Origin of the sequence: Rhodococcus sp. SMB37, assembly GCF_004345605.1 — a bacterium.
Taxonomy (GTDB): domain Bacteria; phylum Actinomycetota; class Actinomycetes; order Mycobacteriales; family Mycobacteriaceae; genus Rhodococcus.
Window position 1 is genome coordinate 16,176 of sequence record NZ_SLVY01000021.1, and the last position, 26,157, is coordinate 42,332.

The 26,157-nt window shown below is 65.9% G+C and carries 24 protein-coding genes, 3 pseudogenes and 2 riboswitches; of the genes and pseudogenes, 17 read left to right on the forward strand and 10 right to left on the reverse strand.

Features of this window, described 5'->3' with window-relative positions:
• Positions 1 to 16 precede the first annotated feature (16 nt).
• Positions 17 to 445, forward strand: coding sequence for a hypothetical protein (locus EV641_RS25650; RefSeq protein ID WP_054718178.1), 429 nt, complete (start codon positions 17 to 19; stop codon positions 443 to 445).
• A 25-nt stretch (positions 446 to 470) separates the two neighbouring features.
• Here the strand turns inward: EV641_RS25650 and EV641_RS25655 are convergent, their stop codons facing one another.
• Complete coding sequence (locus EV641_RS25655; protein ID WP_054718184.1) at positions 471 to 851, reverse strand: VOC family protein; 381 nt, start codon at positions 849 to 851, stop codon at positions 471 to 473.
• Between the two features lie 91 nt (positions 852 to 942).
• On the opposite strand from EV641_RS25655, the gene EV641_RS25660 reads away from it, so the two are divergent.
• Positions 943 to 1,323: a nuclear transport factor 2 family protein gene (locus EV641_RS25660; RefSeq protein WP_132475710.1), complete on the forward strand. Its 381-nt coding sequence runs from the start codon at positions 943 to 945 to the stop codon at positions 1,321 to 1,323.
• Positions 1,324 to 1,398: 75 nt separating this feature from the next.
• Positions 1,399 to 2,496, forward strand: a complete 1,098-nt coding sequence (locus EV641_RS25665) for a CaiB/BaiF CoA-transferase family protein (RefSeq protein ID WP_132475713.1) — start codon at positions 1,399 to 1,401, stop codon at positions 2,494 to 2,496.
• 34 nt (positions 2,497 to 2,530) lie between these two features.
• On the opposite strand, the gene EV641_RS25670 is transcribed toward EV641_RS25665, so the two are convergent.
• The 3 genes from EV641_RS25670 to EV641_RS25680 all read right to left on the reverse strand — a co-directional run bounded on the left by EV641_RS25670 (position 2,531) and on the right by EV641_RS25680 (position 9,062).
• Positions 2,531 to 5,803, reverse strand: a complete 3,273-nt coding sequence (locus tag EV641_RS25670) for a serine/threonine-protein kinase (RefSeq protein ID WP_132475716.1) — start codon at positions 5,801 to 5,803, stop codon at positions 2,531 to 2,533.
• Between the two features lie 147 nt (positions 5,804 to 5,950).
• Positions 5,951 to 7,405 (reverse strand): PLP-dependent aminotransferase family protein, encoded by a 1,455-nt coding sequence (locus EV641_RS25675; protein ID WP_054713754.1) that lies wholly within the window; start codon positions 7,403 to 7,405, stop codon positions 5,951 to 5,953.
• A gap of 106 nt (positions 7,406 to 7,511) precedes the next feature.
• Entirely contained in the window at positions 7,512 to 9,062 is a 1,551-nt protein-coding gene (locus tag EV641_RS25680) for an alkaline phosphatase D family protein (protein ID WP_132475719.1), read from the reverse strand.
• Positions 9,063 to 9,181: 119 nt separating this feature from the next.
• Here EV641_RS25680 and EV641_RS25685 point away from each other — a divergent pair.
• Positions 9,182 to 9,836 (forward strand): annotated as a pseudogene (locus EV641_RS25685) (hypothetical protein); the annotation flags it as partial.
• A 404-nt stretch (positions 9,837 to 10,240) separates the two neighbouring features.
• On the opposite strand, the gene EV641_RS25690 reads toward EV641_RS25685, so the two are convergent.
• Positions 10,241 to 10,723 (reverse strand): hypothetical protein, encoded by a 483-nt coding sequence (locus tag EV641_RS25690; RefSeq protein WP_054713778.1) that lies wholly within the window; start codon positions 10,721 to 10,723, stop codon positions 10,241 to 10,243.
• A gap of 67 nt (positions 10,724 to 10,790) precedes the next feature.
• Positions 10,791 to 12,080, reverse strand: coding sequence for an adenylosuccinate synthase (locus EV641_RS25695; protein ID WP_054713763.1), 1,290 nt, complete (start codon positions 12,078 to 12,080; stop codon positions 10,791 to 10,793).
• 246 nt (positions 12,081 to 12,326) lie between these two features.
• On the opposite strand from EV641_RS25695, the gene EV641_RS25700 reads away from it, so the two are divergent.
• Together EV641_RS25700 and EV641_RS29340 are read left to right on the forward strand one after the other, a co-directional pair.
• On the forward strand, positions 12,327 to 12,977 hold the full coding sequence (locus tag EV641_RS25700; RefSeq protein WP_054713766.1) for a hypothetical protein: 651 nt from the start codon (positions 12,327 to 12,329) through the stop codon (positions 12,975 to 12,977).
• A gap of 393 nt (positions 12,978 to 13,370) precedes the next feature.
• Positions 13,371 to 13,544: a hypothetical protein gene (locus EV641_RS29340; protein WP_158289213.1), complete on the forward strand. Its 174-nt coding sequence runs from the start codon at positions 13,371 to 13,373 to the stop codon at positions 13,542 to 13,544.
• A 114-nt stretch (positions 13,545 to 13,658) separates the two neighbouring features.
• Here the strand turns inward: EV641_RS29340 and EV641_RS25705 are convergent, their stop codons facing one another.
• Together EV641_RS25705 and EV641_RS29565 are read right to left on the reverse strand one after the other, a co-directional pair.
• Positions 13,659 to 15,053, reverse strand: coding sequence for a sulfatase-like hydrolase/transferase (locus tag EV641_RS25705; RefSeq protein WP_199233388.1), 1,395 nt, complete (start codon positions 15,051 to 15,053; stop codon positions 13,659 to 13,661).
• 18 nt (positions 15,054 to 15,071) lie between these two features.
• Positions 15,072 to 15,350 carry a sulfatase-like hydrolase/transferase gene (locus EV641_RS29565; RefSeq protein ID WP_241997472.1) on the reverse strand — a complete coding sequence of 93 codons (279 nt, stop codon included), beginning with the start codon at positions 15,348 to 15,350 and terminating at the stop codon, positions 15,072 to 15,074.
• Between EV641_RS29565 and EV641_RS29980 the strand changes: the two genes are divergently transcribed.
• A complete protein-coding gene (locus tag EV641_RS29980) occupies positions 15,262 to 15,807 on the forward strand; it encodes an ABC transporter substrate-binding protein (RefSeq protein WP_277874527.1) in 546 nt (181 codons plus the stop codon). The two genes, EV641_RS29565 and EV641_RS29980, sit on opposite strands and share 89 nt — an antisense overlap.
• Positions 15,804 to 16,499 (forward strand): annotated as a pseudogene (locus EV641_RS29985) (ABC transporter substrate-binding protein). The gene EV641_RS29980 and the pseudogene EV641_RS29985 overlap by 4 nt, the downstream one beginning before the upstream one ends.
• 77 nt (positions 16,500 to 16,576) lie before the next feature.
• Here EV641_RS29985 and EV641_RS25715 read toward each other — a convergent pair.
• Positions 16,577 to 17,155, reverse strand: coding sequence for a TerD family protein (locus EV641_RS25715; RefSeq protein WP_132475722.1), 579 nt, complete (start codon positions 17,153 to 17,155; stop codon positions 16,577 to 16,579).
• Between the two features lie 70 nt (positions 17,156 to 17,225).
• Positions 17,226 to 17,358: riboswitch (cobalamin riboswitch) on the forward strand.
• 74 nt (positions 17,359 to 17,432) lie between these two features.
• Here EV641_RS25715 and EV641_RS25720 point away from each other — a divergent pair.
• The 8 genes and pseudogenes from EV641_RS25720 to EV641_RS25750 all read left to right on the forward strand — a co-directional run.
• Positions 17,433 to 18,593, forward strand: a complete 1,161-nt coding sequence (locus EV641_RS25720; protein ID WP_241997474.1) for an ABC transporter substrate-binding protein — start codon at positions 17,433 to 17,435, stop codon at positions 18,591 to 18,593.
• Entirely contained in the window at positions 18,590 to 19,690 is a 1,101-nt protein-coding gene (locus EV641_RS25725; RefSeq protein WP_132475728.1) for an iron ABC transporter permease, read from the forward strand. The genes EV641_RS25720 and EV641_RS25725 overlap by 4 nt, the downstream gene beginning before the upstream one ends.
• A 14-nt stretch (positions 19,691 to 19,704) precedes the next feature.
• Entirely contained in the window at positions 19,705 to 20,514 is an 810-nt protein-coding gene (locus tag EV641_RS25730; RefSeq protein WP_054719757.1) for an ABC transporter ATP-binding protein, read from the forward strand.
• Positions 20,507 to 21,154 carry a (2Fe-2S)-binding protein gene (locus EV641_RS25735; protein WP_054719751.1) on the forward strand — a complete coding sequence of 216 codons (648 nt, stop codon included), beginning with the start codon at positions 20,507 to 20,509 and terminating at the stop codon, positions 21,152 to 21,154. Before EV641_RS25730 ends, EV641_RS25735 begins: the two co-directional genes overlap by 8 nt.
• On the forward strand, positions 21,151 to 21,504 hold the full coding sequence (locus EV641_RS29990; RefSeq protein ID WP_241997475.1) for a hypothetical protein: 354 nt from the start codon (positions 21,151 to 21,153) through the stop codon (positions 21,502 to 21,504). Before EV641_RS25735 ends, EV641_RS29990 begins: the two co-directional genes overlap by 4 nt.
• A 67-nt stretch (positions 21,505 to 21,571) precedes the next feature.
• On the forward strand, positions 21,572 to 21,724 hold the full coding sequence (locus tag EV641_RS29995) for a hypothetical protein (protein ID WP_241997476.1): 153 nt from the start codon (positions 21,572 to 21,574) through the stop codon (positions 21,722 to 21,724).
• 181 nt (positions 21,725 to 21,905) lie between these two features.
• Positions 21,906 to 22,112: riboswitch (cobalamin riboswitch) on the forward strand.
• A 146-nt stretch (positions 22,113 to 22,258) separates the two neighbouring features.
• On the forward strand, positions 22,259 to 24,541 hold the full coding sequence (gene metE / locus EV641_RS25745; RefSeq protein ID WP_132475731.1) for a 5-methyltetrahydropteroyltriglutamate--homocysteine S-methyltransferase: 2,283 nt from the start codon (positions 22,259 to 22,261) through the stop codon (positions 24,539 to 24,541).
• A 162-nt stretch (positions 24,542 to 24,703) separates the two neighbouring features.
• Positions 24,704 to 24,960 (forward strand): annotated as a pseudogene (locus tag EV641_RS25750) (epoxyalkane--coenzyme M transferase); the annotation flags it as partial.
• Positions 24,961 to 25,038: 78 nt separating this feature from the next.
• On the opposite strand, the gene EV641_RS25755 reads toward EV641_RS25750, so the two are convergent.
• Complete coding sequence (locus tag EV641_RS25755) at positions 25,039 to 25,614, reverse strand: TetR/AcrR family transcriptional regulator (protein ID WP_132475734.1); 576 nt, start codon at positions 25,612 to 25,614, stop codon at positions 25,039 to 25,041.
• Between the two features lie 88 nt (positions 25,615 to 25,702).
• Here EV641_RS25755 and EV641_RS25760 point away from each other — a divergent pair, with 88 nt between their 5' ends.
• Positions 25,703 to 26,155 (forward strand): DUF1772 domain-containing protein, encoded by a 453-nt coding sequence (locus EV641_RS25760; protein ID WP_054719122.1) that lies wholly within the window; start codon positions 25,703 to 25,705, stop codon positions 26,153 to 26,155.
• Positions 26,156 to 26,157: the final 2 nt, after the last annotated feature.

The window sequence follows — 26,157 nt, forward strand, 5'->3', positions numbered from 1 at the left end:
ATCGCATACTGGCCGGATGAACTTGGGCGTCGATACAGAACTGACGTTGCTCGCGGCAGGGCTGATATTCCTGCTCGCTCTGGCGTTGGGTGTGTGGAAGTACCGGCAGATGGCGACGTCGGAGACGCATCTCGCGCACCCGTATGTGGACATCGCGCACCGCTCGGCGTTGATGTATGCGTTCGCGACGCTACTCATCGCTGTGTTCGTGGAGCTCAGCGCATGGCCGACATGGGTGAATCTGACGGCGGCCGCGGTGGTCGTGGTGTTCTTCGTCGGCGCGATCGCGAGTTACATCCTCCACGGCGTGCTGCGCGACACCACCAACCAGTTCGCACATCCTACTCGAGGGCTGGGTGTCGCGATGGCCGCGCTCATCGTCGGCGAGATGGGCGGGTTCGCGGTGCTGCTCGCCGGGTTCGTGAAGGGCAGCTTCCTGACGTAAGCGCTTTGTCGTTCGTGATTCTCGGTCAGACGTGATTCTCGATGAGCGAGAGCACGTTGCTGTGCGGGTCGCGGAACCACGCGACCCGCAGCCCGTCGGGCGCGGTCCATGCGTCGTGGTCGTCCTGATCCATGCCTGTGTACCGAATGAAGTCGACGCCCTTGGCCCGGAGTCGGTCGACGGTCTCGTCGAGGTCGAGCACCCGCCAGCCCAAGGCGGTGTATCCGGTCTCGCCGCGCGATTGCACGAGGGTGATCCGCACGGGGGCTCCTTCACCTCCGTCGATCACCAGCGTGAAATTGTCCCGATCGATCTTCCGGAAGCCGAGGGTATCGACATAGAACATTTCCGAGACATCGAGATCGGTGCTCGGCACGAAGCTCACGAGTTGGCCGCTGATCGTCATGGCACCCACTCTGCTCCGTACGCACCTCACTCGGCAACAGATCAGGTCACAATCGTGTTGACCTCGACCGCGTTGACCTACTCTGGGATGCATGAGCACCTCGGAGATCGCGACCGTTCTGGCCTGGCACGATGCCGTCAACAGTAACGACATCGACACTCTGGTGGAGTTGTCCAGCGACGACATCGTGTTGCCCACCGATGACGATGATCCCGACCAGGGCCTCGACGAATTGCGCGAGTGGGCTACCTCGTCGGGTGTCACGCTCGAGATGGGTCGCATGTTCGTGCACCACGGCATCGTCGTCGTCGAAGAGAAGTCCACGTGGGCATCCGACCCCGGCACCCCGGTCGAGGAGGCCATCGCATTCCGTGTGGTCGAGGACCAGGTTGTCACGGTCGTGCGCCACGGCAGTCTCCAGGACGCGTTCGAGGCGACCGGACTCGGCGAGGCCGACCTGTACGAGCAGTGACACAGCAATATGTTGAACGCTCGCTAAGGTACTCTCCGTTGCATAGTCCCTACGCACCGGAGTGAGGTTCGACGAGTGTCTGCTGAAGCAGTTGAGAAGAAGGGCCCCCTCGCGAGTATCCGCGTCGTCGAGTTCAAGGGGCTCGGCCCCGGACCCCACGCTGCGACGCTGCTCGCCGATCTCGGCGCCGACGTCGTGACGGTCCAGCGCCCAGGCGGGATCCCGCCGGAGGGCGCGCGCGACCCGATCCAGCGGAATCGCCGCATCATCGAGGCCGACCTCAAGAACCCCGACGACATCGAGAAGGTGCTCTCGCTGCTCGAGCGCGCCGACGTGCTCATCGAGGGCTTCCGCCCCGGAGTCACCGAGCGCATGGGTCTGGGCCCCGACGTGGTACTCGAACGCAACCCGCGCATCGTCTACGGCCGGATGACGGGCTGGGGTCAGGAAGGCCCGCTGGCGAACGCCGCCGGCCACGACATCAACTACATCTCCCTCACCGGTGTGCTGCACGCAATCGGTCGTAAGGGTGAACGTCCGGTGCCGCCGCTGAACATGGTGGGCGACTTCGGCGGCGGCTCGATGTTCCTGATCTTCGGTATCCTCTCCGCGCTCGTCGAGCGAGGTGTGTCCGGGAAGGGTCAGGTCGTCGACGCAGCGATGGTCGACGGCGCACTGGCGCTGTCGCACATGATGTGGGCGTTCCGCGGCCGCGGCGCGTGGTCCGACGAACGCGGCGTGAACATGCTCGACACCGGCGCCCCGTATTACGAGGTGTACGAGACCAAGGACGGCAAGTACATGGCTGTCGGCTCGATCGAGCCGCAGTTCTACGCGCTGCTGCTGAAGGGACTCGATCTCGACGCGGCCGAGCTGCCCACCCAGAACGATCCTGCGGCGTGGCCGGAGATGAAGAAGTTGTTCACGGAGAAGTTCCTGTCGAAGACGCGCGACGAGTGGTCGGCGATCTTCCTGGGCACCGACGCGTGTGTCTCCCCCGTTCTCACGTTCGCGGAGGCACCCGCGAACGAGCACATCGCGGCGCGCGGGTCGCTCATCGAGATCGAGGGCATCACCCAGCATGCTCCGGCTCCGCGGTTCTCCCGCACTCCGGCGGGCGAGCCGGCTGCGCCGGCGGGCGAGGCCACCGACATCACCACTCTGTGGGTCTGATCAGGAGCCTGTAGCGACGCGGTGCCGCATCGGATCATTTGTGATCTGGTGTGGCACCGTGTTTCTCGCATTCCTCGACGAGTTCGAGGGCACGCTGTGCGCGGTGCAGGAATCCGAGCTCCTGCAGAAATACGAACCACTCACTCGCCCACCGGTGGGCGAGCACGAGATGTTCCGGCGAGGGATCCGCGAGCAGCAACCGGATCGCGGTGTCCTCTTCGATCTGGGCGATGTGCAACGCAATTCCCGGTTCAGGACGCGGACGACCGTATTCGACCACCGGTCGCGGATGTGCGATCGGAAATCCGAGCCGGACACGTTCGTTCTCGACAGCCGCAGCGAGACGGTCCAGTTTCATCGCCTCGGCAGCGCGCGCACCGTCCTCCAATCGAGCCACCGCAATGTCATGCTCGCCACGCAGCGCCTTCACCCGTGCACCGACCACATATCGAGCGATCTTGAAATCCACGACGCCACCCTCGGCGCCCAGCTCGTAACCGTCGTCGAGTAGCCGTTCTGCCTCGTCGAGATCTCCCTGTTCGTACAGGAACTCCCCGAGCACCGATCCGGCGAGCAACGCCGACGACGAGTACGCACCGCTGCCGAGCCGCGACAATCGCCACGCCTCCCGCAGGAGTTCGCCTGCCGCATCGAGATCGAGTTGTTCGAGTGCGGCGAGTCCGAGGAGGGCGTTGCCGTGCATCAGGTTGTACGGCCCGGCGTTGAGATCGTGGTACGGAGCAGCGAGATCCTGCAATCTCCGTGCCTCGTCGAATTCACCGCGGTAGACAGCATCGAACGTCGCGGCGTTGAGGCCCGACGACACGACGATCGGTGCGAGTGTGTCCGCGCGCGCCAAGAGCCGCTCGGCGAGCCCGTCGGCCGGGCCGGTCCGGTCGCGGCGCACGTCGACGATGCGCCGCACCACTTCCACCTCGACGGCGACGTCGATGGCCTCGTCGCCGGTGATCTTGTCCGCATCGAGACCGCGTTCGACCATGGCGAGTGCGCGCTGGCCACGCGCGGTGTCGTGGATGACGACGCTTGCCCACGCCAAGGCCAGTTGCAGCCGTGGCCGCGCGGCCACGGCGCCGCGCGGCAGCTTCGCGGCCAACCCCAGCAGCGTGGTGGCACGGCCGTCGGCGAGCAGGTCCCGCGCGTGACGTTCGACGATGTCGACGGCGTAATCGTCGTCGGCCGCCGCGAGAGCATGGTCGACGGCTTCCAACGTCATCGCATGCTGTTCGAACCAATGCGCAGCGATCCGGTGGAGCCCTGGCATCCGTTCCGGGAAGTCGCGTTCGAGTCGCTGCCGCAGGAACTCGGCGAACAGCGGCTGGAACCGGAACCACCGGCCTTCCTCGTCGACGCGGTGCAGGAACAGGTCGCGGTCCTCGATGTCTTCGAGCATCGCCTGTCCGTGTCCGTGCCCGCTCAACGCCGAGGCCAGGCTCCCGCACGTCTGCTCCGTCACCGCCGCGGTGAGCAGGAAGTCGACGAGTTCCTCGTCGATCAAGCTCAGGACGTTCTCGGTGAGGAACTGTCCGATCCCGCGGTGCCGGCCCGACAGGTGTGCCACGAGATGCGCGGGATCGTCGTGTCCGTGCAGCGACACCGACGCCAGTTGCAGGGCGGCGGGCCAGCCTTCGGTGGCGGCGACGAGATCGGCGACGATGTCGTCGTCCAGCTCCGTACCGATGTGTCGTGCAAGGAATTTCTTGGTTTCGTCGATGTCGAAGGTGAGCATGCGGTGGTCGATCTCGACGAGCTCGTCGAGCACCCGCATGCGGCTCACGGGCAGTCCGGCACGGGTGCGTCCGACCACCATGACCTGGAGGTGATGGCACCCGTTGTCGAGCAGGAAGGCCAGGGCCGCGATCGTCGCCGGGTCGGTGACGCGATGCCAGTCGTCGATGATCACCACGAGCCGTTCTCCTGCGGAGTGGATCTCGTCGATCAGGGAAGTGAGGACGTAGCGTTCGGCGTCGTCGCCGTGTTCGTCGAGCGCCTGTCCCAGTTCCTGTGCAAGAGTCGGTCGCACCTGCCTGATGGCTTCGATGAGGTGCGCGAGGAACCACACGACGTTGTTGTCGTCGTGGTCGACGTTGAGCCACGCCACCGCAACGCCCTGATTGTCGAGCTGATAACGCCATTCGATGGCGAACATCGTCTTCCCGAAGCCGGGTGGCGCATGCACGACGATGAGCCTGCGGCGGTGCGACTCACTGAGCAGATTCAGCAGCGACCACCGTGCGACGAGTCGTTTGGACGGAACGGGTGGGCGGAATCTCGTCGCCGGCGCCGGCGGAGTGGTCGACCGGATGCTCGTGCGCCGCGTGCTCACCCGCCCGCCCGTGGCGGCCGTCGTTGCTGTGTGGCCCACAGCCGTGTCGGAGTCGTTCTCGGCTCCGGCGACCGCGAGATCGTCGACTCGTAACCCGTGGTCGGCCTGCACAGCACGCAGGATCTCGCCGAATTCGGCTGCGGTCTCCGGGCGGGAGTCGGGATCCACCGACATCGCCTGCTCGATCGCGGCACACAACTCGTCGGGCACTCCGTCGGCCCGCAGGTCGGGAATCGGCTGGGTCGTCAGGCGCACGAACTGCGCGACGACGCGCTCGCCGCTGCGGCGCTCGAACGCGGCATGGCCGGTGAGTGCGCAGAAGATCGTCGCCGCAAGGCTGTAGACATCGGACGAGGGGGTCGGGGGACGTCCGGAGAGCACTTCCGGGGCGGTGAACGCGGGCGACCCGGTGACTTCACCGGTCGCGGTTTCGAATCCCCCTCGTATCCGGGCGATCCCGAAATCCGTGAGCTGTGGTTCGCCGTATTCGGTGAGCAGGATGTTGGCGGGTTTGACGTCGCGGTGCGCGATGCCCAGCCGGTGGGCGGTCTCCAGGGCACCGGTCAGTTTGACGCCGAGTTGGAGCGCGTCGTGCCAGTGCAGCGGGCCTGACCGGCGGATCAGCGCGTCGAGCGAATCGCGGGGGTGATATTGCATCACCAGGAAGGGGCGTCCCGAATCGGTAGTGCCGATCTGCAGCACGTTGACGATGTTCGGGTGTCCCGAGAGCTGCCCCATCGCGCGCTGTTCGCGCAGGAAACGTTCGAGGTTGTCGACGTCCAGATCGGAAGTGAGGACCTTGACCGCCACGATCCGGTCCAGCGCGGCCTCCCGGCAGCGGTACACGATTCCGAACCCGCCGCGACCGATCTCCTTGGCCTCGACGAATCCGGCCGCAGCCAACTCCGCAGCGACGTCGGGTCCGGCGTCGCGCTGCGTCTGCAGCGGATCCTGCGCGGCCACGATCGACCCTCACTTCGTCGAGCACAGACCCTGTCCGAGTCCTGTGTCCACGATATCGCCGACGACCGACACTCCACGGCAGGTCGGCCGAGATAGATCCGGTCGGCCCCGGCCGACGTCGGCACCGCCGCGAAACACGACATCGGGTCAGACGACGAGCCTCGACTCCAGGTCGCCGCCCTGCGCCACCTGCGTGTACGCGTCGGCCACAGCCGAGACGGCCCCGCGCAGTGCATCGGGGCGTTGTGTGTACGGCAACCGCACGAATCGTTCGAATGCGCCTTGCACCCCGAAACGTGGCCCGGCCGCGAGCAATACACCGCGGCTGGGCGCAACGGCAGCGAGCGCGGTCGACACCGGCTCCCGCATCCGCACCCACAGCGACATCCCACCTTGCCCCGGGGTGTACTGCCACTCGGGCAGCTGGTCGGCGAGTGCCTCACACAACGCCTGCCGTTGCTCACGGAGTTGTGCGCGCCGCTGTTCGAGAAGGTCCTCGACATCCGAGAGCAGGTGCGCGGCCGCGAACTGTTCCATGACGGGCGTACCGAGGTCCACGCCCGACCGGGCTCCGGTCAGCCGGGCGATCAACTCGCGGTCGGCCCGGATCCAGCCCACACGCAATCCACCCCACAGGGATTTACCGGTCGATCCGATGGTCACCACCGAGGAGCCCGCGCGGAACGACGCGACCGGCGCGGGGGGCGGGGCGTCGAGCCACAGGTCCACCATCGTCTCGTCCACCACCAGAGTCATTCGGGCGTCGTACATGATGCGCGCGAGTTCGCCGCGACCGTCCGCGTCCAGACACAGACCGGTGGGGTTGTGGAAATCGGGGACGAGAAAAGCTGTGCGTGCGGCAGTCTGGCGCGCGGCACCGGCAAGCGCACCGAGATCCCACCCTCCGGACGACCCTGCCTCCGGACGGACCGCGACGGGGATCGGCCGGGCACCGTGCCGCCGGATCGCCTCGAGCGCATTGGGGTAGGTCGGATGGTCGACGATCACGCGGTCGCCCGGATCGGTGAGCACACCGAGCAGCAGCCTCATCGCGTGCTGCGCGCCGCTGGTGACCATGATCTGTTCAGGTGAGGTGGGTAGCCCGCGTTCGCGATACCGGCGCGCGACCACCTCGCGCAGGGCCATCACACCGATCGGTTCCATCCCGTGCGACGCCAGGTAGGTCGACATCGACCGCAAGGCCAGTTCGTACGCGGCCTCGATCTCTGCAGCCGGAGCCGGGAGCGACGCGTTGCTCATATCGATCGCGTCGTTTCCGAGCACCCCCGACTTGACCGCATCGCGACCGAGCGACCGGCCGGCCGGCATCGCGACGGTGCTGCGCGCACCTTGCCGGCTGCGTAGATAACCCTCGTCACGCAGCGCCGAATACGCCGAGGTGACGGTGGTGCGGCTCAGAGACAAGGCCGACGCGAGCTCACGCTCGCTCGGCAGTGCCACGCCTTGCGGGACACGGCCGTCGTGTACGAGGAGGCGGATGCCGTCGGCGAGGGCCCTGTACGCGGGGCGCACGTCACCGGTGTCCTGCCAGTTTCCGAGGTCGCGGACCAGCGAACCGGCCCCTATCGCGCGTGTGATCACCGGTCCAGTATCCCGCATAGTGGACTGCTCCACGACAGGCCAGTGGGGCTCCTCGGGATAGTCCCCGGACCGGCCCGTCGATGGGCCGGACATCCGGGGGTGCCGATCAGGCGGGTGGTGCGAGTACCTGCGTGAACAAGACAGCTCCGGTGGCATCGAGCAGCTCCACTCGCATTTCACGAGTATCGCCGTCGATGAAGACCTCACCGAAATGCTGGAAGCCCTCCATCGGCGACGCGTTGGCCTCCGGCGGCGCGTGCACGAACACCGCTTCGGGCCCGAAGGTACCGTCGAGGTCGTTGGGGCCGAAGCCTCCCGCATTGAGAGGCCCCGAGACGAATTCCCAGAACTCGTCGAAGTCGGTGAATGTCGCGCGGGCGGGTGAGTAGTGGTGCGCCGCCGTGTAGTGCACGTCGGCGGTCAGCCACACGGTTCCGGTGATGCCGCGAGCCTTGACAGCAGACAACACCTGGGCGATCTCGGATTCACGACCCGAGGGCATGCCGGGATCGCCGTTCGCGACACCCTCGAACGCGGTGTCGCCGTCGGGTACGACGAGACCGATCGGAAGGTCCGCGGCAATGATCTTCCAGGTGGCCGTGGAACTGCTCAGTTCGTCGATCAGCCAGCGGGTCTGTTCGGCACCGAGCACCTGCCCCGATGCACCGACGTTCGCGCCGTTGACGTCCTTGTAGGTGCGCATGTCGAGCACGAACACATCCAGCAATGGCCCGTACGGAATGGTGCGGTGGACACGCCCGTCGACGGCTTCGGCCGGATCGAGCGGGTTCCACTCGTGGAAGGCCTGGAAGGCGCGCGCCGCAAGCACATCCACGTTCTTCTCGCTGTATTGCTCGAGATCCAGGATCTCTCCCGGATACCAGTTGTTGACGGTTTCGTGGTCGTCCCACTGCACGATCTGCGCGACGGAGGAGTTGAACCGGAGATAATTCCCGTCCGTGAGGTTGTAGGCGTACTGGCCCCGGTATTCGTCGAGGGTCTGGGCGACGGCGCTCTTCGCTTCGGTGACCACGTTGCGCCAGATACGCCCATCCGGCAGTTCGACCGTCTCCTCCAGCGGGCCGTCTGCGTATACGACGTCGCCGGAGTGGAGGAACAGGTGCGGGTCGCGTGAGGCCATGGTGTCGAAGATCGTCATTCCGCCGAGGTCCGGGTTGATCCCGAAGCCCTGACCTGCGGTGTCGCCCGACCATTGCAGTCGGATGTCGCCGGGTGCGCTGGGTGCGGTGCGGAACATGCCGGTGACGGGTTCGGAGGTGGCTCCGTCCTCGGATTCCACGCTCACTCGGTAGTGCACCTGTTCGCCGGAGGGCAGGCCGGTGAGCCGCAGTCGACCGGTGCCGTCGGTGTCGGGGGTGAGCAGCCCGCCGACATGCCGGGTGGGATTCGTGAACGAGTCGGTGCTCGCGGTCTCCACGATCAAGGTGGCAGGACTGTCCGAGCGCGCCCAGATCAGAGCGCCGTCCCCGCGGACGTCACCGGCCGCGACGCCGTGAGTCAGTGTCGGGCGCTGTCGAACCAGCGCCGGAGAGGAGGCCGCCGCCGATCCGGATCCAGTGGACGAGCAGGCCGCTGCGGGAACCGCAAGCAGGCCGATGGCCGTGCTGCGGAGCAGGGCACGTCGGGACAGGTACACGTGTCTCTCCTCGGGACAATACGATAAGGCAACGGCGACGGTTCCCTGTCCATGCCAACGTGCGGTGAACACGACGTGATCCGCAAGGATCAAGATCAGGAATGATGCACTGTTCGATCCGACCGATCACCGCGTGGCATCTACCGACCCTGACCCACGACGGTCGAGGTCTGCTGCTGCGCTGCGCCGCCACCGAAGCCGTCCCCACCAGCGAACTGAGTGCCGCGACCGTGGCGGTGGGGGTGGACTGGTCACCGTCGACCCTCGGCGCCGCTGCGATCACCACCGACACCGACGACGGACTGGTCTCCGATTTTCAGGGTTACACCTACGACGATCGCGACCTCGGTATCAAACTGGCCCGGTTGCAGACCGAAGGTCAATTCCTGCATCGCAAGGCCGCCCGTCTGGCGCGGCTCGCGGAGAATGCACCACCCCAGCTCCGCAGCGAATTGGAAGCGAAGATCACGGTCCTCGCGTGCTCTCCTCGGGCGAGGTGCTGTGGTCCGCACCCGTGGTGGGAGTCTGGAGATCCGGACCACCGAGCATGCTCCGGTGCGCCAGTGTCGGGACAAGACCGGCCCGACACCCGGGAGGCCGCGGCATCGCCGTGTCCGCTGTAGTGTTCCCAGGCCGACCTCTGCTGAGGGGGTGAACAAGTCGAAGTCTCGTCCTGCACCTGAAGCGTCGGTGTGGGACACGGTCGAGCCCGCGATATCGCAGAATGCCTCGGGTAGCCGTGAGGAACGTGGAGCTGGACCGCCTGGCACGTAGGTGGCAGGAAGTATCAGATTTACGTAGACGCTCCGAAAGTTCAACCAGTGGATGATGCCCAGATACGAGCACACCGACGAAGAATTCGCGATGATCGTGGCCGGACTGAAGTATCGGATGGGCGTGCCATGGGAGCGCACCGTCACCGACGACGAACTGGCCCGTGTCTCGGCGCCGCTATCGGCCCCGTTCGGAGCTGAGACGATCACAACGATCCCGAGATCCAGGCAGCGCGCGTCCGCAAGCACATCCCGTCCGCCGACGTCGAGATTCAGCCGGAGGTGGGACACGACCTGCTGTGGGCGAATCCCGACCAGGTGATCCCGCGCTTCCTGAGCTTCGTCGAGAGATACGACCGGGTCGATGACCGACCGTGACTCCGCGCCTCCCTCGAAGATTCGTGCTCAGGCCGCCGTGAACTCGCCACCACCCGGCAGGTGCGGTGTCGCCGGCGCGATAGTGACCTCGACGCGTCCCGGCCCGGGGTCGAAATAGCGCACGGTACCCGCTTCCGGCCCATCCCAGCCGGACAGCGCCCAGTCGTCCGACCCGGAGGCGCCGGTATCGAGGTTGTGCCACGTGAACGTGCCGTCGACCAAGCAGACGGGTGTGACACCGACGAAGTTGCTCTCGAGCCGGACCACGTACGGCTGGGGGCCGTCCTCGGACGGGTACACCTCGACGTCGAGCCGGCCGATACATACAGCGATCGACCCGAGGGATCCGTGACCGATCGTGTAGGCAGGCGCCAGCTGTGTCGATTCCGGTTGAGCGTGCGCGGTGGCCTGCCCCGCCGCGATCAGTCCCGCGGCGGTGACGGCGACCATGAGAGCTCTCGAACGCGCCTTACGCGGCCCCGCTGCATTCACCTCTGCTGTACGAACCATGCGCTCCACTGTCGCGCGTCCGCCCGGGTCGCGTCCAGCATTCGGCGTTTCCGGGCAAATGCCCCGATCAGGCGAGAATGTCGCGCCGGACGATCGTTTCGTCGCGGCCCGGCCCGACACCGATGCACGAGATGAACGCGCCGGAGAGCTCTTCGAGGCGCAGCACGTAGTTCTGCGCGTTCTTGGGGAGCTCCTCGAAGGTGCGGGCGTGGGAGATGTCCTCCCACCATCCGGGCATCTCCTCGTAGATCGGCTTGGCGTGGTGGATGTCCGTCTGCGTCATCGGCATGTCGTCGACGCGCACACCGTCGACCTCGTAGCCGACGCAGATCGGCACGGTGTCGAGGCCGGACAGCACGTCCAGCTTGGTGAGGAAGTAGTCGGTGATGCCGTTGACACGCGTGGCGTAGCGGGCGATGACCGCGTCGAACCAGCCCGTCCGGCGGGCACGGCCGGTGGTCACGCCGACCTCGCCGCCCTGCTTGGCGAGGTACTCGCCGTGGTTGTCGAACAGCTCGGTCGGGAACGGACCGGAGCCGACGCGCGTGGTGTAGGCCTTGAGAATGCCCAGGACCGTGGTGATCTTCGTGGGTCCGATACCGGACCCCACGGCAGCACCGCCGGCGGTCGGGTTCGACGACGTCACGTACGGGTAGGTGCCGTGGTCGACGTCGAGCAGCGTGCCTTGCGAGCCCTCGAGCAGCACGGTGTCGCCGCGATCGAGCGCCTCGCCCAGCTGCAGACGCGTGTCGGCGATGCGGTGCTTGAATCCTTCGGCCTGGCCGAGGACCTCGTCGACGACCTGCTGTGGGTCCAGGGCCTTGCGGTTGTAGATCTTGACGAGCACCTGGTTCTTGTACTCGAGAGCCGCCTCGACCTTCTGGGTGAAGATCTTCTCGTCCAGGACGTCGGCGACACGGACGCCGACACGCGCAATCTTGTCCTGGTAGCACGGGCCGATACCACGGCCGGTGGTGCCGATCTTCTTCGCGCCGAGGAAACGTTCGGTGACCTTATCGATGGCCACGTGGTACGGCATGATCAGGTGCGCATCGGCCGACAGCAGCAGACGCGAGGTATCGACGTCGCGCTCTTCGAGGCCCGCGAGCTCTTCGAGCAGCACACCCGGGTCGACGACAACACCGTTTCCGATGACGTTCGTGACGCCCGGCGTGAGGATGCCCGACGGGATCAGGTGCAACGCGAACTTGTCGCCGTTCGGCAGCACGACGGTGTGGCCGGCGTTGTTTCCGCCCTGATAACGCACGACCCATTGCAGACGACCGCCGAACAGATCGGTTGCTTTGCCTTTGCCCTCATCGCCCCACTGGGCTCCGATCAGGACGATTGCCGGCATTTCGCGCTCCTCAGGCAGGGTTGTTCGTGCGGGCGGTCTCGCCTGCAGGGTCCTGCCCGGATCCGGGCAGCAGCCGGGACCACAGTGTAGTCCACCTTCGGCGAAGGTCCGGTTCCGGTATCCGAATGCTCGGTCCGGCCCGCCATGATCCGGGGTCCCCACGACCGGCACGGGTTCGGATTACAGTGGACGCTTGACCGACGGCCGCCCGATCGTGACCAGCAAGGAGATCAGTTGACCCCGGTAGTGCTCAGATGCGGCGATGTGCCACTCCCCTTGGCACTCACCTCTGTGACCGCGCTGTCGGCTCCTGCGATTCCCGAGAAGGACGACTTCGAGGATGTGTTCGCACACACCGAGTCGGTGGATGACCCACGACTGATCATTGTGGGCGACGACGCAGCGTTCGCGGCGACACTGACCCGGCTGATGCGCACCGACCGCCTCGCGACCGAGGTCGCGTTCGTCCCCGAGTCGCGCACACCCGCGACCGAGGCCTACGGGTTACGCACCGGATCGAAGGCCGCGTCCATCGCCCTCCAAGGTGAGGCGAAGTCGATCCCGCTCATCCGCGACGATGCCGGGGTGGCCCTCGTCGGACGCGCGCTCGTCCGCGGCGAGGAGAACTCGCTCGTGGGTGAGGCCTACGTCGACGACACCCGCTTGTTCTCGGGCACGGTGCCCGGCATCCGGATCGAGCCGACGCCACAGATGCCGGGACTACGCGCAGCCGTCGACAGGGCGCGATGGTTCGGCGGCTACAAGTGGCTCACGGGCAGGGCCGTGCAGCTCGGTTCTCCCTCCGCATTCCTCACCCGCGACGGTGTCCCGAATCCTCGCGCGCTCAAGCGGTCGACGTTCTACCGCCACGAGACGAAGTGGAAGCTGGTGCGCTGACACGCGTCGAGTTCTACACGCTCGCGAATCCCGGTAGCCGTGCGGCTTCGTCGATCACGGAGCAGTTCGAGGCATCTCGGTTACGGACTCGACTCGGTGTCCGTGCACATCCACGGGCGCATCGCCCGCAAGGTTGTCCGCCGCAACTCCCTGCTTTCAGACCCACGAACTCACGAACGAAGTGCCCCAGGAGCAGGCTTCGCTCGCCCGTTTCAGGGTGCACACGGACCACCGGGTGCTCTGTTTCGAACGTCACCTTCGCGAACCCACTGCGGAAGTCCTGCTTCGATTTCGGGTAGTTTCCGTTCAACTTCTCGGGTGCGAGTGCTGCGGCGTAGTCGAACCGGGTAGAATCGAGGCCTTCGGGATCCCGTCCGCGAACGTGACGTCGGTGTGCCAACCGCTCGCGGCTCCTTCGAGGACCAGGGTCTTGCTGTCGTCTGCGCCCAGGAGCGGGTGGTCGGTGGTCGGAATGCCGATGCGCGCACCGAACTCGTATTGGATCTCGTCCGTCAGATGGTGCCGGCCTCGGAGGAGATGTCTTCGGACAGCGTGACACGTCGATGACGGCCGCGAGATGGGCCGACCTTGCGGACCGCGGCTCCCCCGTTCGCGTGGATTTCCGACGCGGCGTCGACGGTCGTGTCGATCGCGATTCGAGGTTCCTTCCGTGTCGGTTCGTCAATCGACCTGCATTGCAACGCGGATGATGTCCTCCTCCATCACCGGCCTGCCTCGAGTCGCTTCGACGGTCACGCGATGGAGCACACCGTTCCATGCGAAGGGCGGTTCGTAGCCCTTACATACCGCCAGCCCCCTGTCGTGTCCGAGGATCAACGACGCACCGCCGTGCTGCCACGCGTGAGGCAACTCGTGGTTGCTGTCTGCGGCTCCGACGACGACATCATCGATGAGTGCTTCCACCCGCAGCGACCCGTTCGGCGCGAGCCGGAATGCGCACCCGAGGATGTGACGTCCCCCGCTGAGTGGACGGTTCGCGACCGCCCGGATCTCACCGCCCGGTGTCGCGGCGACCACGGTCAGGATGCCTCGGTCCACGAACCCGGCGAAACCTCCTGTCCAGTCACCGAGCGCGAACAGAACTCCCTCGGGTTCGCTGTCCGGCACGTCCACCTCTGCGAGGACCCTGCCACCGCCCGCCATCCGTGGCAATGAATCATCCGAGACCGGTCCGCCTTCCGGATACAACGTGAGGCTCGACGGAATCGGGTACTGACGCGACCTGATTGCCCCTGCCCGACCGCGCAGGCTGTCGGCGAGCGGAGTCACGTTGTTGCGGCCGGCCTCGATGAACCACTGCCGTTCGAGCGCGCGAACCACCTCGGAGTGCTGGTCGGTCGTGACCTTCCATCCGTCGGCGAAAATCGATCGGGACCCGAGCATCTCGAAGTACTGGGTCGATCGGGGCGACGGCGAGGCAGCATCTCCGAGTGACTGGAGCAGGTTTGCTCCGTCGACCGGGAGCTGGTCGACACCACCGACCGCATCCGGCATCGTCACACCGCACGCGTCGAGAATCGTGGGCAGGATGTCGATCGCATGGGCGAACTGATCACGAACCCCACCGACATCGCGGATTCCACTGGGCCAGTGCACGATCATGGGAACACGGGTGCCACCGAGCCAGGCGTATCGCTTCCACAGACGGAACGGTGTGTTGCCCGCCCACGCCCAACCCCAAGCGTAGTGCGGATATCCGTCGAGTCCACCCCAATCATCCAGGAGTGCCACGCTTTCCGAGACGTCGTCGCGAATGTTATGGGTGGAGGGGTGTTCGTTGTAAGTGCCGCCCACCTCACCCTCGGCGCTCGCACCGTTGTCCGACATCACGAAGATGAGTGTGTTGTCGAGGACGCCGAGCTTTTCGAGACTGTCGACGACCCTCCCGATCTGCGCATCGGTGTGGGTGAGGAATCCGGCGCAGACCTCGTGCATCCGCGCATAGACCCGGCGTTCCTCGTCGGTCAGGGAATCCCAGTCGGGCACCCACGACGGCCGCTCGGTCAGTGTCGTCCCCTGCGGCACGACCCCCGCCGCGAGCTGCCGCTCGAACACGGCCTCCCGCCACCTCTCTCATCCGCCGTCGAACTTTCCTGCGTAGGCATCCGCCCACGATCGCCGCACGAGTGCACGAGTGGGGGAACACAGTGCCGTCACATGAAAACGATTGAATCGCACTCCGTCCGAAGCGAGTCGATCGATGTTGGGTGTTGCGATGTCCGACCCGTAGCAACCTATCTGCCCGAATCCGAGGTCGTCGAGGATGTTCACCGACGGCACGCCGCTCGACGCTGCAGCAGTCCAGTTCAGCTGGGAGCGGCTCCGCGACCCGGCACTCGGATCCACTGCCATCCGCCAGGTTTCCCAGGTTGCAACCACCGAGGTGCTGGACGAGACCACACTGAAGGTCGTTCTCCACGACCCGAACCCCAGCTTTCCGCAGGGGATGCCGGCCACATCCATGAACTGGATCGCCTCACCGACCGCGCTCGGGAACGGCCGGACAGCATTCGACGAAGCACCTGTCGGTGCCGGACCGTTCGAACTCACGCGATGGATGCGGCAAGGCGCGATCGAACTCGAACGCAACCCCGATTATTGGGATGCGCCGAAACCCTACCTCGACGCGATCACGATCCGCGCGGTGGCGGACACCAACCAGCGGGTGAACGCAATCACCACCGGCGACGCCGACCTGTCCGCAGAATCGAATCCGTCGAGCGTCGTCAGAGCCCAGAGCCCAGAGCCCAGAGCTCAGGAGCACAGGTGTCCACCGTGTCCGCCGGCGGAGGGCAGTTCCTGGGAATGAACCTGCGGCGCGCCCCGTTCGACGACGAACGAGCGCGCCGGGCGGTAGCGCTGGCCGTGGACCGCGACATGATCAACACCATCGTGTTCAACGGTGACGGTGAGGTGCCGCAAACCCTGTTCCCGGACAACTCACCGTTCTATTCGGATATTCCGCTACCGCAGTAGGACAAGGCGGCCGCCCAGGCCTTGTTCGACGAGCTGGCCGCAGACGGTAAGCCCGTCGAGTTCACCTTCACCACCTATACCGGTGTCGACAACCAGTCCACCGCGGAAGCCCTGCAGGCGCAGCTCAACGCCCACGACAATGTCGAGGTCGACGTCGAGGTGGTGGACTTCCCCACGGGTGCCGCGAGGGCCGGTGCTCACGACTTCGACATGATGGTCTCGTCGGCGATCACCCAGGACCCGGATTACGCGCTCTGGACGGCGTTCCACTCCGAGTCGACCGGCAACTTCATGGGCGTCTCCGACCCACAACTCGACGACGCACTGGACGCCGGCAGAACAGCCGAGACCATCGACGAACGCACGCAGGCCTACGACGTCGTCCAGAGGCGGATCGCCGAACTCGACCCGGGCGTCTGGTACGTCCGATCGGCACCGTCCGTGATGATGGGCGAGAAAGTCCACGGTCTGCGTCTCTACACGCTGGGCTCCCCGCTGCCCGAGGAGCTGTGGATCGAGAACTGAGCCCGACCGAAACGACGTGTGGGGTGCCCGGCAGTCGCCGGGCACCCCACACGCCTCGTCGGCGGACCGCTACCGGGTCAGCCGATGTTCACGCCGTAATCCCGAGCGATGCCCGCGAGCCCGGATGCGTAACCCTGGCCGATGGCGCGGAACTTCCACTCGCTGCCATGCCGGTACAGCTCACCGAAGACCATCGCGGTCTCGGTCGAGGCGTCCTCGGTCAGGTCGTAGCGGGCGAGTTCGCGGTCGTTGGAACGGTCGACGACGCGGATGAATGCGTTACGCACCTGTCCGAACGACTGGCCACGCGCGTCGGCGTCGTGGATCGACACCGGGAACACCACCGACTGCACATCGGTAGGAAGTGCAACGAGATCGACGTTGATCGACTCGTCGTCGCCGTCACCCTCACCCGTGAGGTTGTCGCCGGTGTGCTCGACCGCACCGTCGGGAGAACGCAGGTTGTTGTAGAACACGAAGTGCTGGTCGGAGAGCACCTTGCCAGCGGCACCCGCAAGCAGTGCGCTGGCGTCGAGATCGAAGTCGTTTCCCGTCGTGGCCCGGACATCCCAGCCCAGTCCGATCGTCACCGCCGTGAGATTCGGCGCCTCCTTCGAAAGCGAGACGTTTCCACCCTTGGCCAAGCTGACACCCATACCGGTCCTTTCGATCGTTGTGGTCCCTCCACGATAACCATGAAGAACCCGGTCCGTATTGCCGTCTTGGTCCGTGTTAGGTTCCCGACGTCGTATGCGACGACACATGAGGAAGCCGGTGCGATTCCGGCGCGGTCCCGCCACTGTGACCGGGGAGCAACTCTCCCGGGAGCCAGATACTCACGTCGCCGCACTCACCTGGACGGGGCGGATCTCCCCGAGAAAGGGCGTCTTCGCCATGCGCGCTCGTGCCGTACCACTCAGATTGCTCAGCGCTGTGGCAGTCGCAGGTCTGGCCCTCGCCGGCTGTTCGACCGCCACCACCGATACCACCGACACTGCCGCCCCCGACGGTTGTATCACCGATTTCGATCCGAGCGTCGACTACTTCCCCGACAAGTCCGAGGTCGTCGACGCAGAGAATTTCTCGATCACCTACGAGAACAGTTACCAGGTGCTCACTGTCGACGAGCCGTACTCGGGTGCCGAACCGGAGTCGTACGTGCTGGTCAAGTGTGGCGCACCAGCACCGGAACTGTCGGACGATCTGGCCGATGCTCAGCAGATCTCGGTGCCGATCAGCAGCCTGTATTCGGGTTCGACGACACACCTGCCGCTCGTCGCCGAACTCGGCGTGCTCGACGTACTCACCGGCATGTCCAACGGATCCTATGTAAGCGACACCGCGGTCGTCGATCGGATCGCGTCCGGTGACGTCGCCGAATACGCGGCCGGCGGCACCATCGACACCGAGGCCGTCGTCGTCGCCGCACCCGACGTCGTGATGACCGGTGGCACCGACGACCCCGCATACGCGCAGCTGCGTGAAGCCGGGATCGGTGTGGTCGCGAACGCCGAGTGGCTCGAAGCGTCGCCGCTGGGTCGCGCCGAGTGGATCAAGGTGATGGCGGCACTGACCGGCACGGAAGTCCGCGCAGCCGAGGCCTACGACGGAATCCGCCGCGACTACCTGCAGGTCGCCGACAAGGCCGCGGGAGCGGAACCCGCACCGGTACTGCTCGGCGGGATGTCGCAGGGAACGTGGTACATGTCGTCGGGCGGCAGCTACATGGGCCGGCTGTTCAGCGATGCGGGGGCGACGTGGCCGTGGCAGGACGTCACCAGCACCGGGTCGCTGCCCCTCGACTTCGAGGCCGTGGTTGCGGAGGCCTCCGATGCACCGACCTGGCTCGTCGTCAACAGCTGGACCTCGATCGGCGACGCTCTGGCCGACGACGAACGCTACGGTGACCTCGCAGCGGTCGGCACCGGTCAGGTGTGGAACGCGAACAAGGCGCTCGGGCCGGGCGGTGGTAACGACTTCTACGAACGTGGGGTGCTGCGACCCGATCTGGTCCTGTCCGACCTGGTCGCGGTCCTGCATCCCGAGCTGCTGCCCGATCACGAGTTCACGTTCTATCAGCGTTTGCCGGCATGACCACCGTGCTCGACGCGGCGCCTGCAGTCACTGAGACCTCCGCTCCGCCGGTCCGTACCCGGCGCGTGGCGGTGGCGTTCGCCGCACTGATCGCAGCGCTCGTGGTCGCCACCGTGGTATCGGTGACAGTGGGGTCGGTCACGGTGCCACTCGACGAGACTCTGCGCGTCCTGCTCGGACAGGACGCGCAGAATCCCCGCTGGGACATGGTGATCCGCGACCTCCGGTTGCCTCGCACGCTCACCGCGATCGCGGTGGGTGCGGCGCTCGGCATCGCCGGCCTGCAGATGCAGACCCTGTTCCGCAACGCGCTCGCCGACCCGTACATCCTCGGCGCGAGCTCGGGTGCGAGTCTCGGTGTCGCGCTCGTCGTCGTGGCCGGCGGCGGCGGAGCCAGTGGATTCACAGCGAATCTGGCCGGGCTCGGCCGTACCGGAGTCGTCATCGCTGCCGCGCTCGGCGCGGCGGCCGTCTTGATGCTGATCGTGGTGCTGTCGCGGTGGGTACGTTCGGCGGTGACGCTGCTGCTCATCGGCGTGATGCTCGGATCGGCGACCACGGCCGCCGTCTCCGTGCTCCTTGTCTACGCCGACCCGCAGCGCGCTCAGCAGTTCCTCGTGTGGGGCCTGGGCAGTTTCACTGCGACCACGTGGTCGGACCTGAAGTTGCTGGTGCCCGTAGTGGTCGGCGGCACAGCCGTGGCGCTCCTGACGGTGCGGGCCCTCAACGCGCTGCTCCTCGGTGAAGGATATGCCCGGTCGATGGGCATCGATATCCGCGTCGTCCGGCTGACCACGGTGGTATCGGCCGCACTGCTCGCGGGCGTCACCACTGCCTTCTGCGGACCCATCGGCTTCCTCGGGCTCATCGTTCCGCACCTGTCGCGCATGGCATTCGGCACCTCCGATCATCGAGTGCTGCTGCCCGGAGTCGCGCTGTTCGGTGCCGTGGTGGCTCTGGTGTGCGGCGTGGTGAGTCAGATGCCCGGCACCGACACGGTGTTCCCACTCAATGCGGTGACCGCGCTCGTCGGCGCACCGGTCGTCATCGTTGTCCTCGTCCGCAGCCGGCGTGGAGCACTGGGGGCGGCATTGTGAACAGTGACGGTGCCGTGAACGGTGTGGAGCTGCGCGATGTGACGATCGGGTACACACGCCGCCGCGCGTTACGGAAGAGAGGCATCACCGAGATCGCGACCGGTCTCGACGCCGTCGCTCGCCCCGGTGAGCTCACCGCCCTGGTCGGCCCCAACGGTGCAGGGAAGTCGACATTGATCTGCACCCTGTGCGGCCTGCAACCGGCGCTGCGCGGACAGGTGCTGATCGACGGCGACGACGTGTCGTCGATTCGACCTGCAGACCTCGCGACCCGGATCTCCGTCGTCCTCACCGAACGCATCGATCCCGGCCTGCTGACGGTGCGCGAACTCGTCGCGCTCGGACGGACGCCGCACCTCTCCGCCGGCGCACGACTCTCACCGGAGGACAAGGCCGCGGTGGACTGGGCGCTCGACGCGGTCGGCGCGACAGAACTGGCGTCCCGGCAGTTCAGTGAGCTGTCCGACGGGCAGCGACAACGCACGCTCACCGCACGCGCCCTCGCACAGGACCCCTCGTTGCTGGTACTGGACGAGCCGACGTCGTTCCTCGATGTGCCGTCCCGAGTCGAACTCGTCGACGTGCTGCGGCGCCTCGCCGTCGAACAGAACCTCGCCGTGATCATGTCCACCCACGAGCTCGAGCTCGCGCTGCGTGTGTCGGACCGAATGTGGTTGCTCGACACCGACCGCACGCTGACGTGCGACTCCCCCGCAGCTCTGGCCGAGTCCGGTCGGATCGGGGCAGCATTCGATCGTGGACGGATGCGCTTCGACCCGCGCACACTGGTGTTCGACCTCGATCCGGAGGACAGCCGTGCCTGACGCTGCTGCAGTACTGGCGCGCATCGCCGCGCTGAGTCCCTACTTCTCGGTGAGCACCGGCCCTGTACCCGACGGCCTGTGGCGGCCGACATCTGCGCTGCGCGACAGCATGATTAGAGACACGCTGGTATCGGACACGGCACAGCGGATGGGAACCGGCGAGATGCGAGTGGCCGCGTCGACTCTGTTCTTCGGCTACGCCGCCAGGATGTGGTCGGTTGTGTTGGGATCGGTCGTCGACTCGGGCCGATGTGTTCGGCTCGCCCCGGACGCGTTGCTGTGGTGCAACGACGGGGGCCTGCGGTTGCACATCGTCGACCCAGAATTCGGGTCGGCTACCAGTGAAATTCTCGACGACCAGCTCGAACCGCTCATCGACGCGTGGAGCGACATCGTCGCGCCGGGTTTGATGTGGGGCAACTCCGCGTCCGCATTGATCGGGGCCGGACGCGTGATCGGTGATGCAGCGCAGGCGCACATCGACACCCTCTTGGGCGATCCACCACTGGTCGGCGCGATAGTCCGATCCACCGGTCGGCGTCGCAGTTGCTGCCTGTACTACCGCGTCCCGGGCGGCGGTGTGTGCGGCGATTGCGTCTTCGCCAGCCCACCGAAAGCATCGTCGAAGGAGATTCTGTGACAGCCACATTCGACCCCGAGATCGTCGACACAGAGGACGGTGGTCGCGAACAGCACTGGTCGCTTCCCACCGACGAGGACTCACTGCTGCGCCTGATCCGGCTACTGTTCGACGAGTACTGGAACGAGATGTGGTTCGGCCTGCTCATCGAAGGTTCGGCGCTCGAAGTCGCGGCACCCAATGCTCCGAAGAAGATCTCGATGTACGACGGGGATGTACGACGGGTATGCAACCGTCGACTTCGGTCGCTGGCATTTTCACCTGTGCATCGGCGAACACACCGCGAGCGGACCGGAGCTCGGCCGTATCCGTCGCTGCAGCCGGGCAGAGCTGTACCGCAGGATCGGTAAGGACGACGCACCGACGTCGTGGGGTGCGCGCCTGTTCAACGGCCGCGACGAACAGATGCTCACCGTCATGTTGCCCACCCCGTTCCTCACCAACATGCAGCAGCTGACGGACGAACCGGTATGGGCGCGCCTCGAGGCGTGGGACCGCATTCGGTCGGAGTTCCTCGGCCTGGATCCGGATCCCAGTGACCGAACAGGCAAAGGCTTTCGCCACTCCTGACCAGCACAACCGACGACCCTCTCCGACCAAAATGCAACGCGCACAGGTAGATACAACCCTACGGAACGGTTGTATCTACCTGGTTGCGTTGTAACTGTTGTTTCTGCATTGCCCGTCCGAACGAGGACGTGGCTATACTCCGGGATGCAGTTGGTTCGCCGTGCCGGTCGTGAGGAGCCCCGAAGACCGTGGCGGCGTCGACGTATCCCTCGATCGGGATGCGGAGAGGGAACCCGGTGAGAATCCGGGACTGTCCCGCAGCGGTATGCAGGAACGACCGCCGTCATCAGCACTGGGAATCATCCCGGGAAGCGACGGTCAGTAGGTACGGGCCCACCGGCCCGGGCGCTTGCAAGTCCGAATACCTGCCATCTGCGCCGGGCGCGCCGTGCCCGGCGGTGTGCCGCCTCGAGGACTGGGCGCGCGGACCCGCTGCGCTTTCGCTCCGACACAGTCGGAGACACCGGGGCTCGGTCGGATTCGCGCACTCGACGGGCGGTGGGCCATCCACGACCGACCACCGGAGTACCACCAGTGTCTACATCCTCTGCACCGGCTTTCCACGCCACCGTTCTCGGATCCGCACGGATCGGACCGAACCGCGAGCTCAAGAAAGCCGTCGAATCCTATTGGGCCGGAATGATCGATCGCGACGCACTGGAGAAGGTCGCTGCCGATCTGCGTGCCGGCACCTGGGCTGCGCAGCGCGACGCAGGGCTCGATTCGATTCCCGTCAATACATTCTCGTTCTACGACCACGTCCTCGACACCGCCGCGATGCTCGGAGCACTGCCGCCGCGGGTGTCGGGTATCGCCGACGACCTCGACCGCTATTTCGCGGCCGCGCGAGGCAATGACGACGTCGCACCGCTCGAGATGACGAAGTGGTTCGACACCAACTACCACTACCTCGTACCCGAAATCGGCCCGGACACGGTCTTCACGCTCGACGCGTCGAAGGTTCTCAGCGAGGTCGCCGAAGCCCGCGCGCTCGGTGTCCCGGCCCGACCGGTCGTGGTCGGCCCGCTGACGTTCCTGCTGCTGTCGAAGTCCGTCGACGGGCTGGGCCCGCTGCTCGACCGTGTCGGTGAGCTCGTCCCGCTCTATCAGGACCTGTTGTCGCAGCTCGCCGCCGTCGGGGTCGAGTGGGTGCAGCTCGACGAGCCCGCACTCGTCCGCGATCTCGACGACGCGACCGTCACCGCGGTCGAGCAGGTGTACGGCACGCTGTCGCAGGCACAGGACCGTCCCGCGATTCTCGTCGCCTCCTACTTCGGCAACCTCGGTCCTGCGCTCGGCGCACTCGCCCGCACCGGTGTCGAAGGCATCGCTGTCGACCTGGTCGCGGGTGATTCGGCCGACATCGCCGGACTGCCCGCTCTGGCGGACAAGATGATTGTGGCGGGCGTGGTGGACGGCCGCAATGTGTGGCGCACCGATCTGGAGAGGACACTGGCGACGCTCGCGACACTGCTCGGGTCCACAGGCTCGGTGGCTGTGTCGTCGTCGTGCTCTTTGCTGCACGTTCCGTACACGATCGAGGCAGAATCCGGCCTCGACGAGTCGCTGCGCACGTGGCTGGCATTCGGCACCGAGAAGGTCGCCGAGGTCGTCACCTTGTCGACGGCACTGCGCATCGGCCGCGACGCCGTTGCTTCCAAGCTCGCCGCGGCGCACGCGGCTGCCGATGTACGCGCGTCCGATCCTCGCCTGCGCAACGGCCAGGTGCGCGGCATGCTCGACTCGATCGCATCGAACCGCACTCGCACGTCGGCCGATCAGCGCCGCGAGATCCAGAGACAGCATCTCGATCTGCCTCTGCTGCCGACCACCACCATCGGCTCGTACCCGCAGACCACGCGCATCCGGGTGGCCCGGGCCGCGCTGCGCAAGGGTGAGATCGAACGCGCTGATTACGTGCAGCGGATGCGCGACGAGATCGCTGAAGTGGTGGCCCTCCAGGAGCAGCTCGGATTCGATGTGCTCGTGCACGGCGAGCCGGAGCGCAACGACATGGTGCAGTACTTCGCCGAGCAGCTGGACGGTTTCTTCGCGACCGAGAACGGCTGGGTCCAGTCGTACGGAAGCCGCTGTGTACGTCCGCCGATTCTCTACGGCGACGTCGCGCGGCCGAATGCCATGACCGTCGACTGGATCACTTACGCGCAGTCACTCACCGACAAGCCGGTCAAGGGCATGCTCACCGGTCCCGTGACCATCCTTGCGTGGTCCTTCGTCCGCGACGACCAGCCCCTCGCCGACACCGCAGATCAGATCGCCCTGGCCATCCGCAAGGAGACGGTGGATCTGCAGGCCTCAGGAGTCCGCATCATCCAGGTCGACGAACCCGCTCTGCGAGAACTGTTGCCGCTCCGCACCTCCGAGCAGACGGAGTACCTGAAGTGGGCCGTGGGGGCCTTCCGACTCGCGACGTCGGGCGTAGCCGACTCGACTCAGATCCACACCCATCTGTGCTACTCGGAATTCGGCGAGGTCATCGAGGCGATCGCCGAACTCGACGCCGACGTCACCTCCATCGAGGCTGCACGTTCGCACATGGAGGTTCTCGACGACCTCGATGCGGTCGGGTTCGACCTCGGCGTCGGTCCCGGCGTCTACGACATCCACTCACCGCGAGTTCCAGGCGAGGCCGAGATCGCCGAGTCTCTTCGCGAAGCGCTGCGCGCCGTTCCCGCCGAGCGCCTGTGGGTCAACCCGGACTGCGGACTCAAGACGCGCGGCACCGACGAGGTCACGGCGTCGTTGACGAACCTCGTCGCCGCGGCGGCAACGGTTCGATCCGAGGTCGACCGATAGCGATTCCCAGAAAGCACCCGATCACCATGACCACGAAACACATTCGCACCACGCACGCCGGGATCCTGCCTCGAACCGACGAGCTGGTGGCCGCCAACCGGGCACGCCGGGACTCCGCAGACGGCTTCAGGCTCGACACGACGAGCGAGTATTCGGAATGCCGCGAACGTCCGTCACGACCACGAATGGCGGGTGTGGGAGGACGTGACACTGCCCGATGGCAAGCAGATCGTGCCCGGCGTGATCAGCCACGCCACGAATGTGGTCGAGCACCCCGAACTCGTCGCCGACCGGATCGAGCGGTTCGCGAGCATCGTCGGCCCGAGAACGTAATCGCCTCGACCGACTGCGGTCTCGGCGGTCGCATCCACCCGAAGATCGCGTGGGCGAAGCTCGAATCACTCACCAAGGGCGCATAATTGGCTACCCAGCGTCTCTGGTAGTCGACGCTGAACCGCCGTGGTCCGGAAGAAATCCTGCCGGACCACGCCCGGCCCTCATTCGACGGCAAAGCGATCGACGAGCACCTCGATGCGACGTGCGGTGCCCTGCGGAGGAACCCTGCCCGTTCGGGTGAGCTCGACCAGACCGTGCACTGCAGCCCAGTAGACCTCGGCCAGCAGACCCGGTTCGACGGTTCCCGCGACCAGAGTCAACGTGTCGTGTAGGACTTGGAACGACTCACGCATCGGGGCCGGGGCCGCAGGGTCCGCGAAAGGCAGCCCGTTGTCGAGGTTGAACATCGAGTCGTATACGGCAGGGTGTCGCTCTCCGAACGCGATGTAGGCACTCGTGAGGGCAGCCACAGCGGCGCGTGGCGAGTGGGTTCCGGAGACCGCTCGGGACAACTCCAGGGTCATCTCGGAAAATCCGTCCAGTGCGACAGCCGCGATGATCTCGTCCTTGCCCCGAAAATGGCTGTAGAGCACAGGTTGGCTGTACTCGATCCGTTCCGCCAATCGCCGAGTGGTGACGGCGTCCCACCCTTCTGCCTCTGCCATCTCACGCGCTGCCACGATGATCGACCTGTGGCGGGAAGCCCGCTCACGCGCCTTGCGCTCCTGCACTGACATTCCATAATTCTAGCAGCGCTAGATCTTGGGTCGCCGAAATGTTATCGTCGATCCAATTTCTGGCACTGCTATATCTATGGAGGCTTCCATGCTGAATGCAGTTGCAGTCACCACGGTCGTGGTCTTCGGGATGTTGGTGGGAGTGGAATTCGCCATCGCAGTGTTCGTCAATCCGATTATGGATCGAATTCCTGACGATGCCGGTGTGGCTGCTCGCAGCGACGGCGCCCGGGTGCTCGGGCGCGTGATGCCGTTCTGGTACATCGGCACGCTCGCCTTTGCGATCCTGTGGACGATTCTGGGGTGGGGCGACACCACCGCGTGGATGACGCTGGGGGCGTCGGTGTTGTTGCTGGTCAGCGTCGTGATGTCGGTCCTGCTTCTCGTACCGATCAACAATCGCTCGATCCGATGGGCAGAAGAGGGAGCGCCGCCGGACTGGAAGGAGCAGGCTGACACCTGGGACCGCTACCACTATGTGCGGGTTGGCGTCATCGCGCTCGGCTTCATACTGTCGGCAGTGGGATTACTCCTGATCTGACC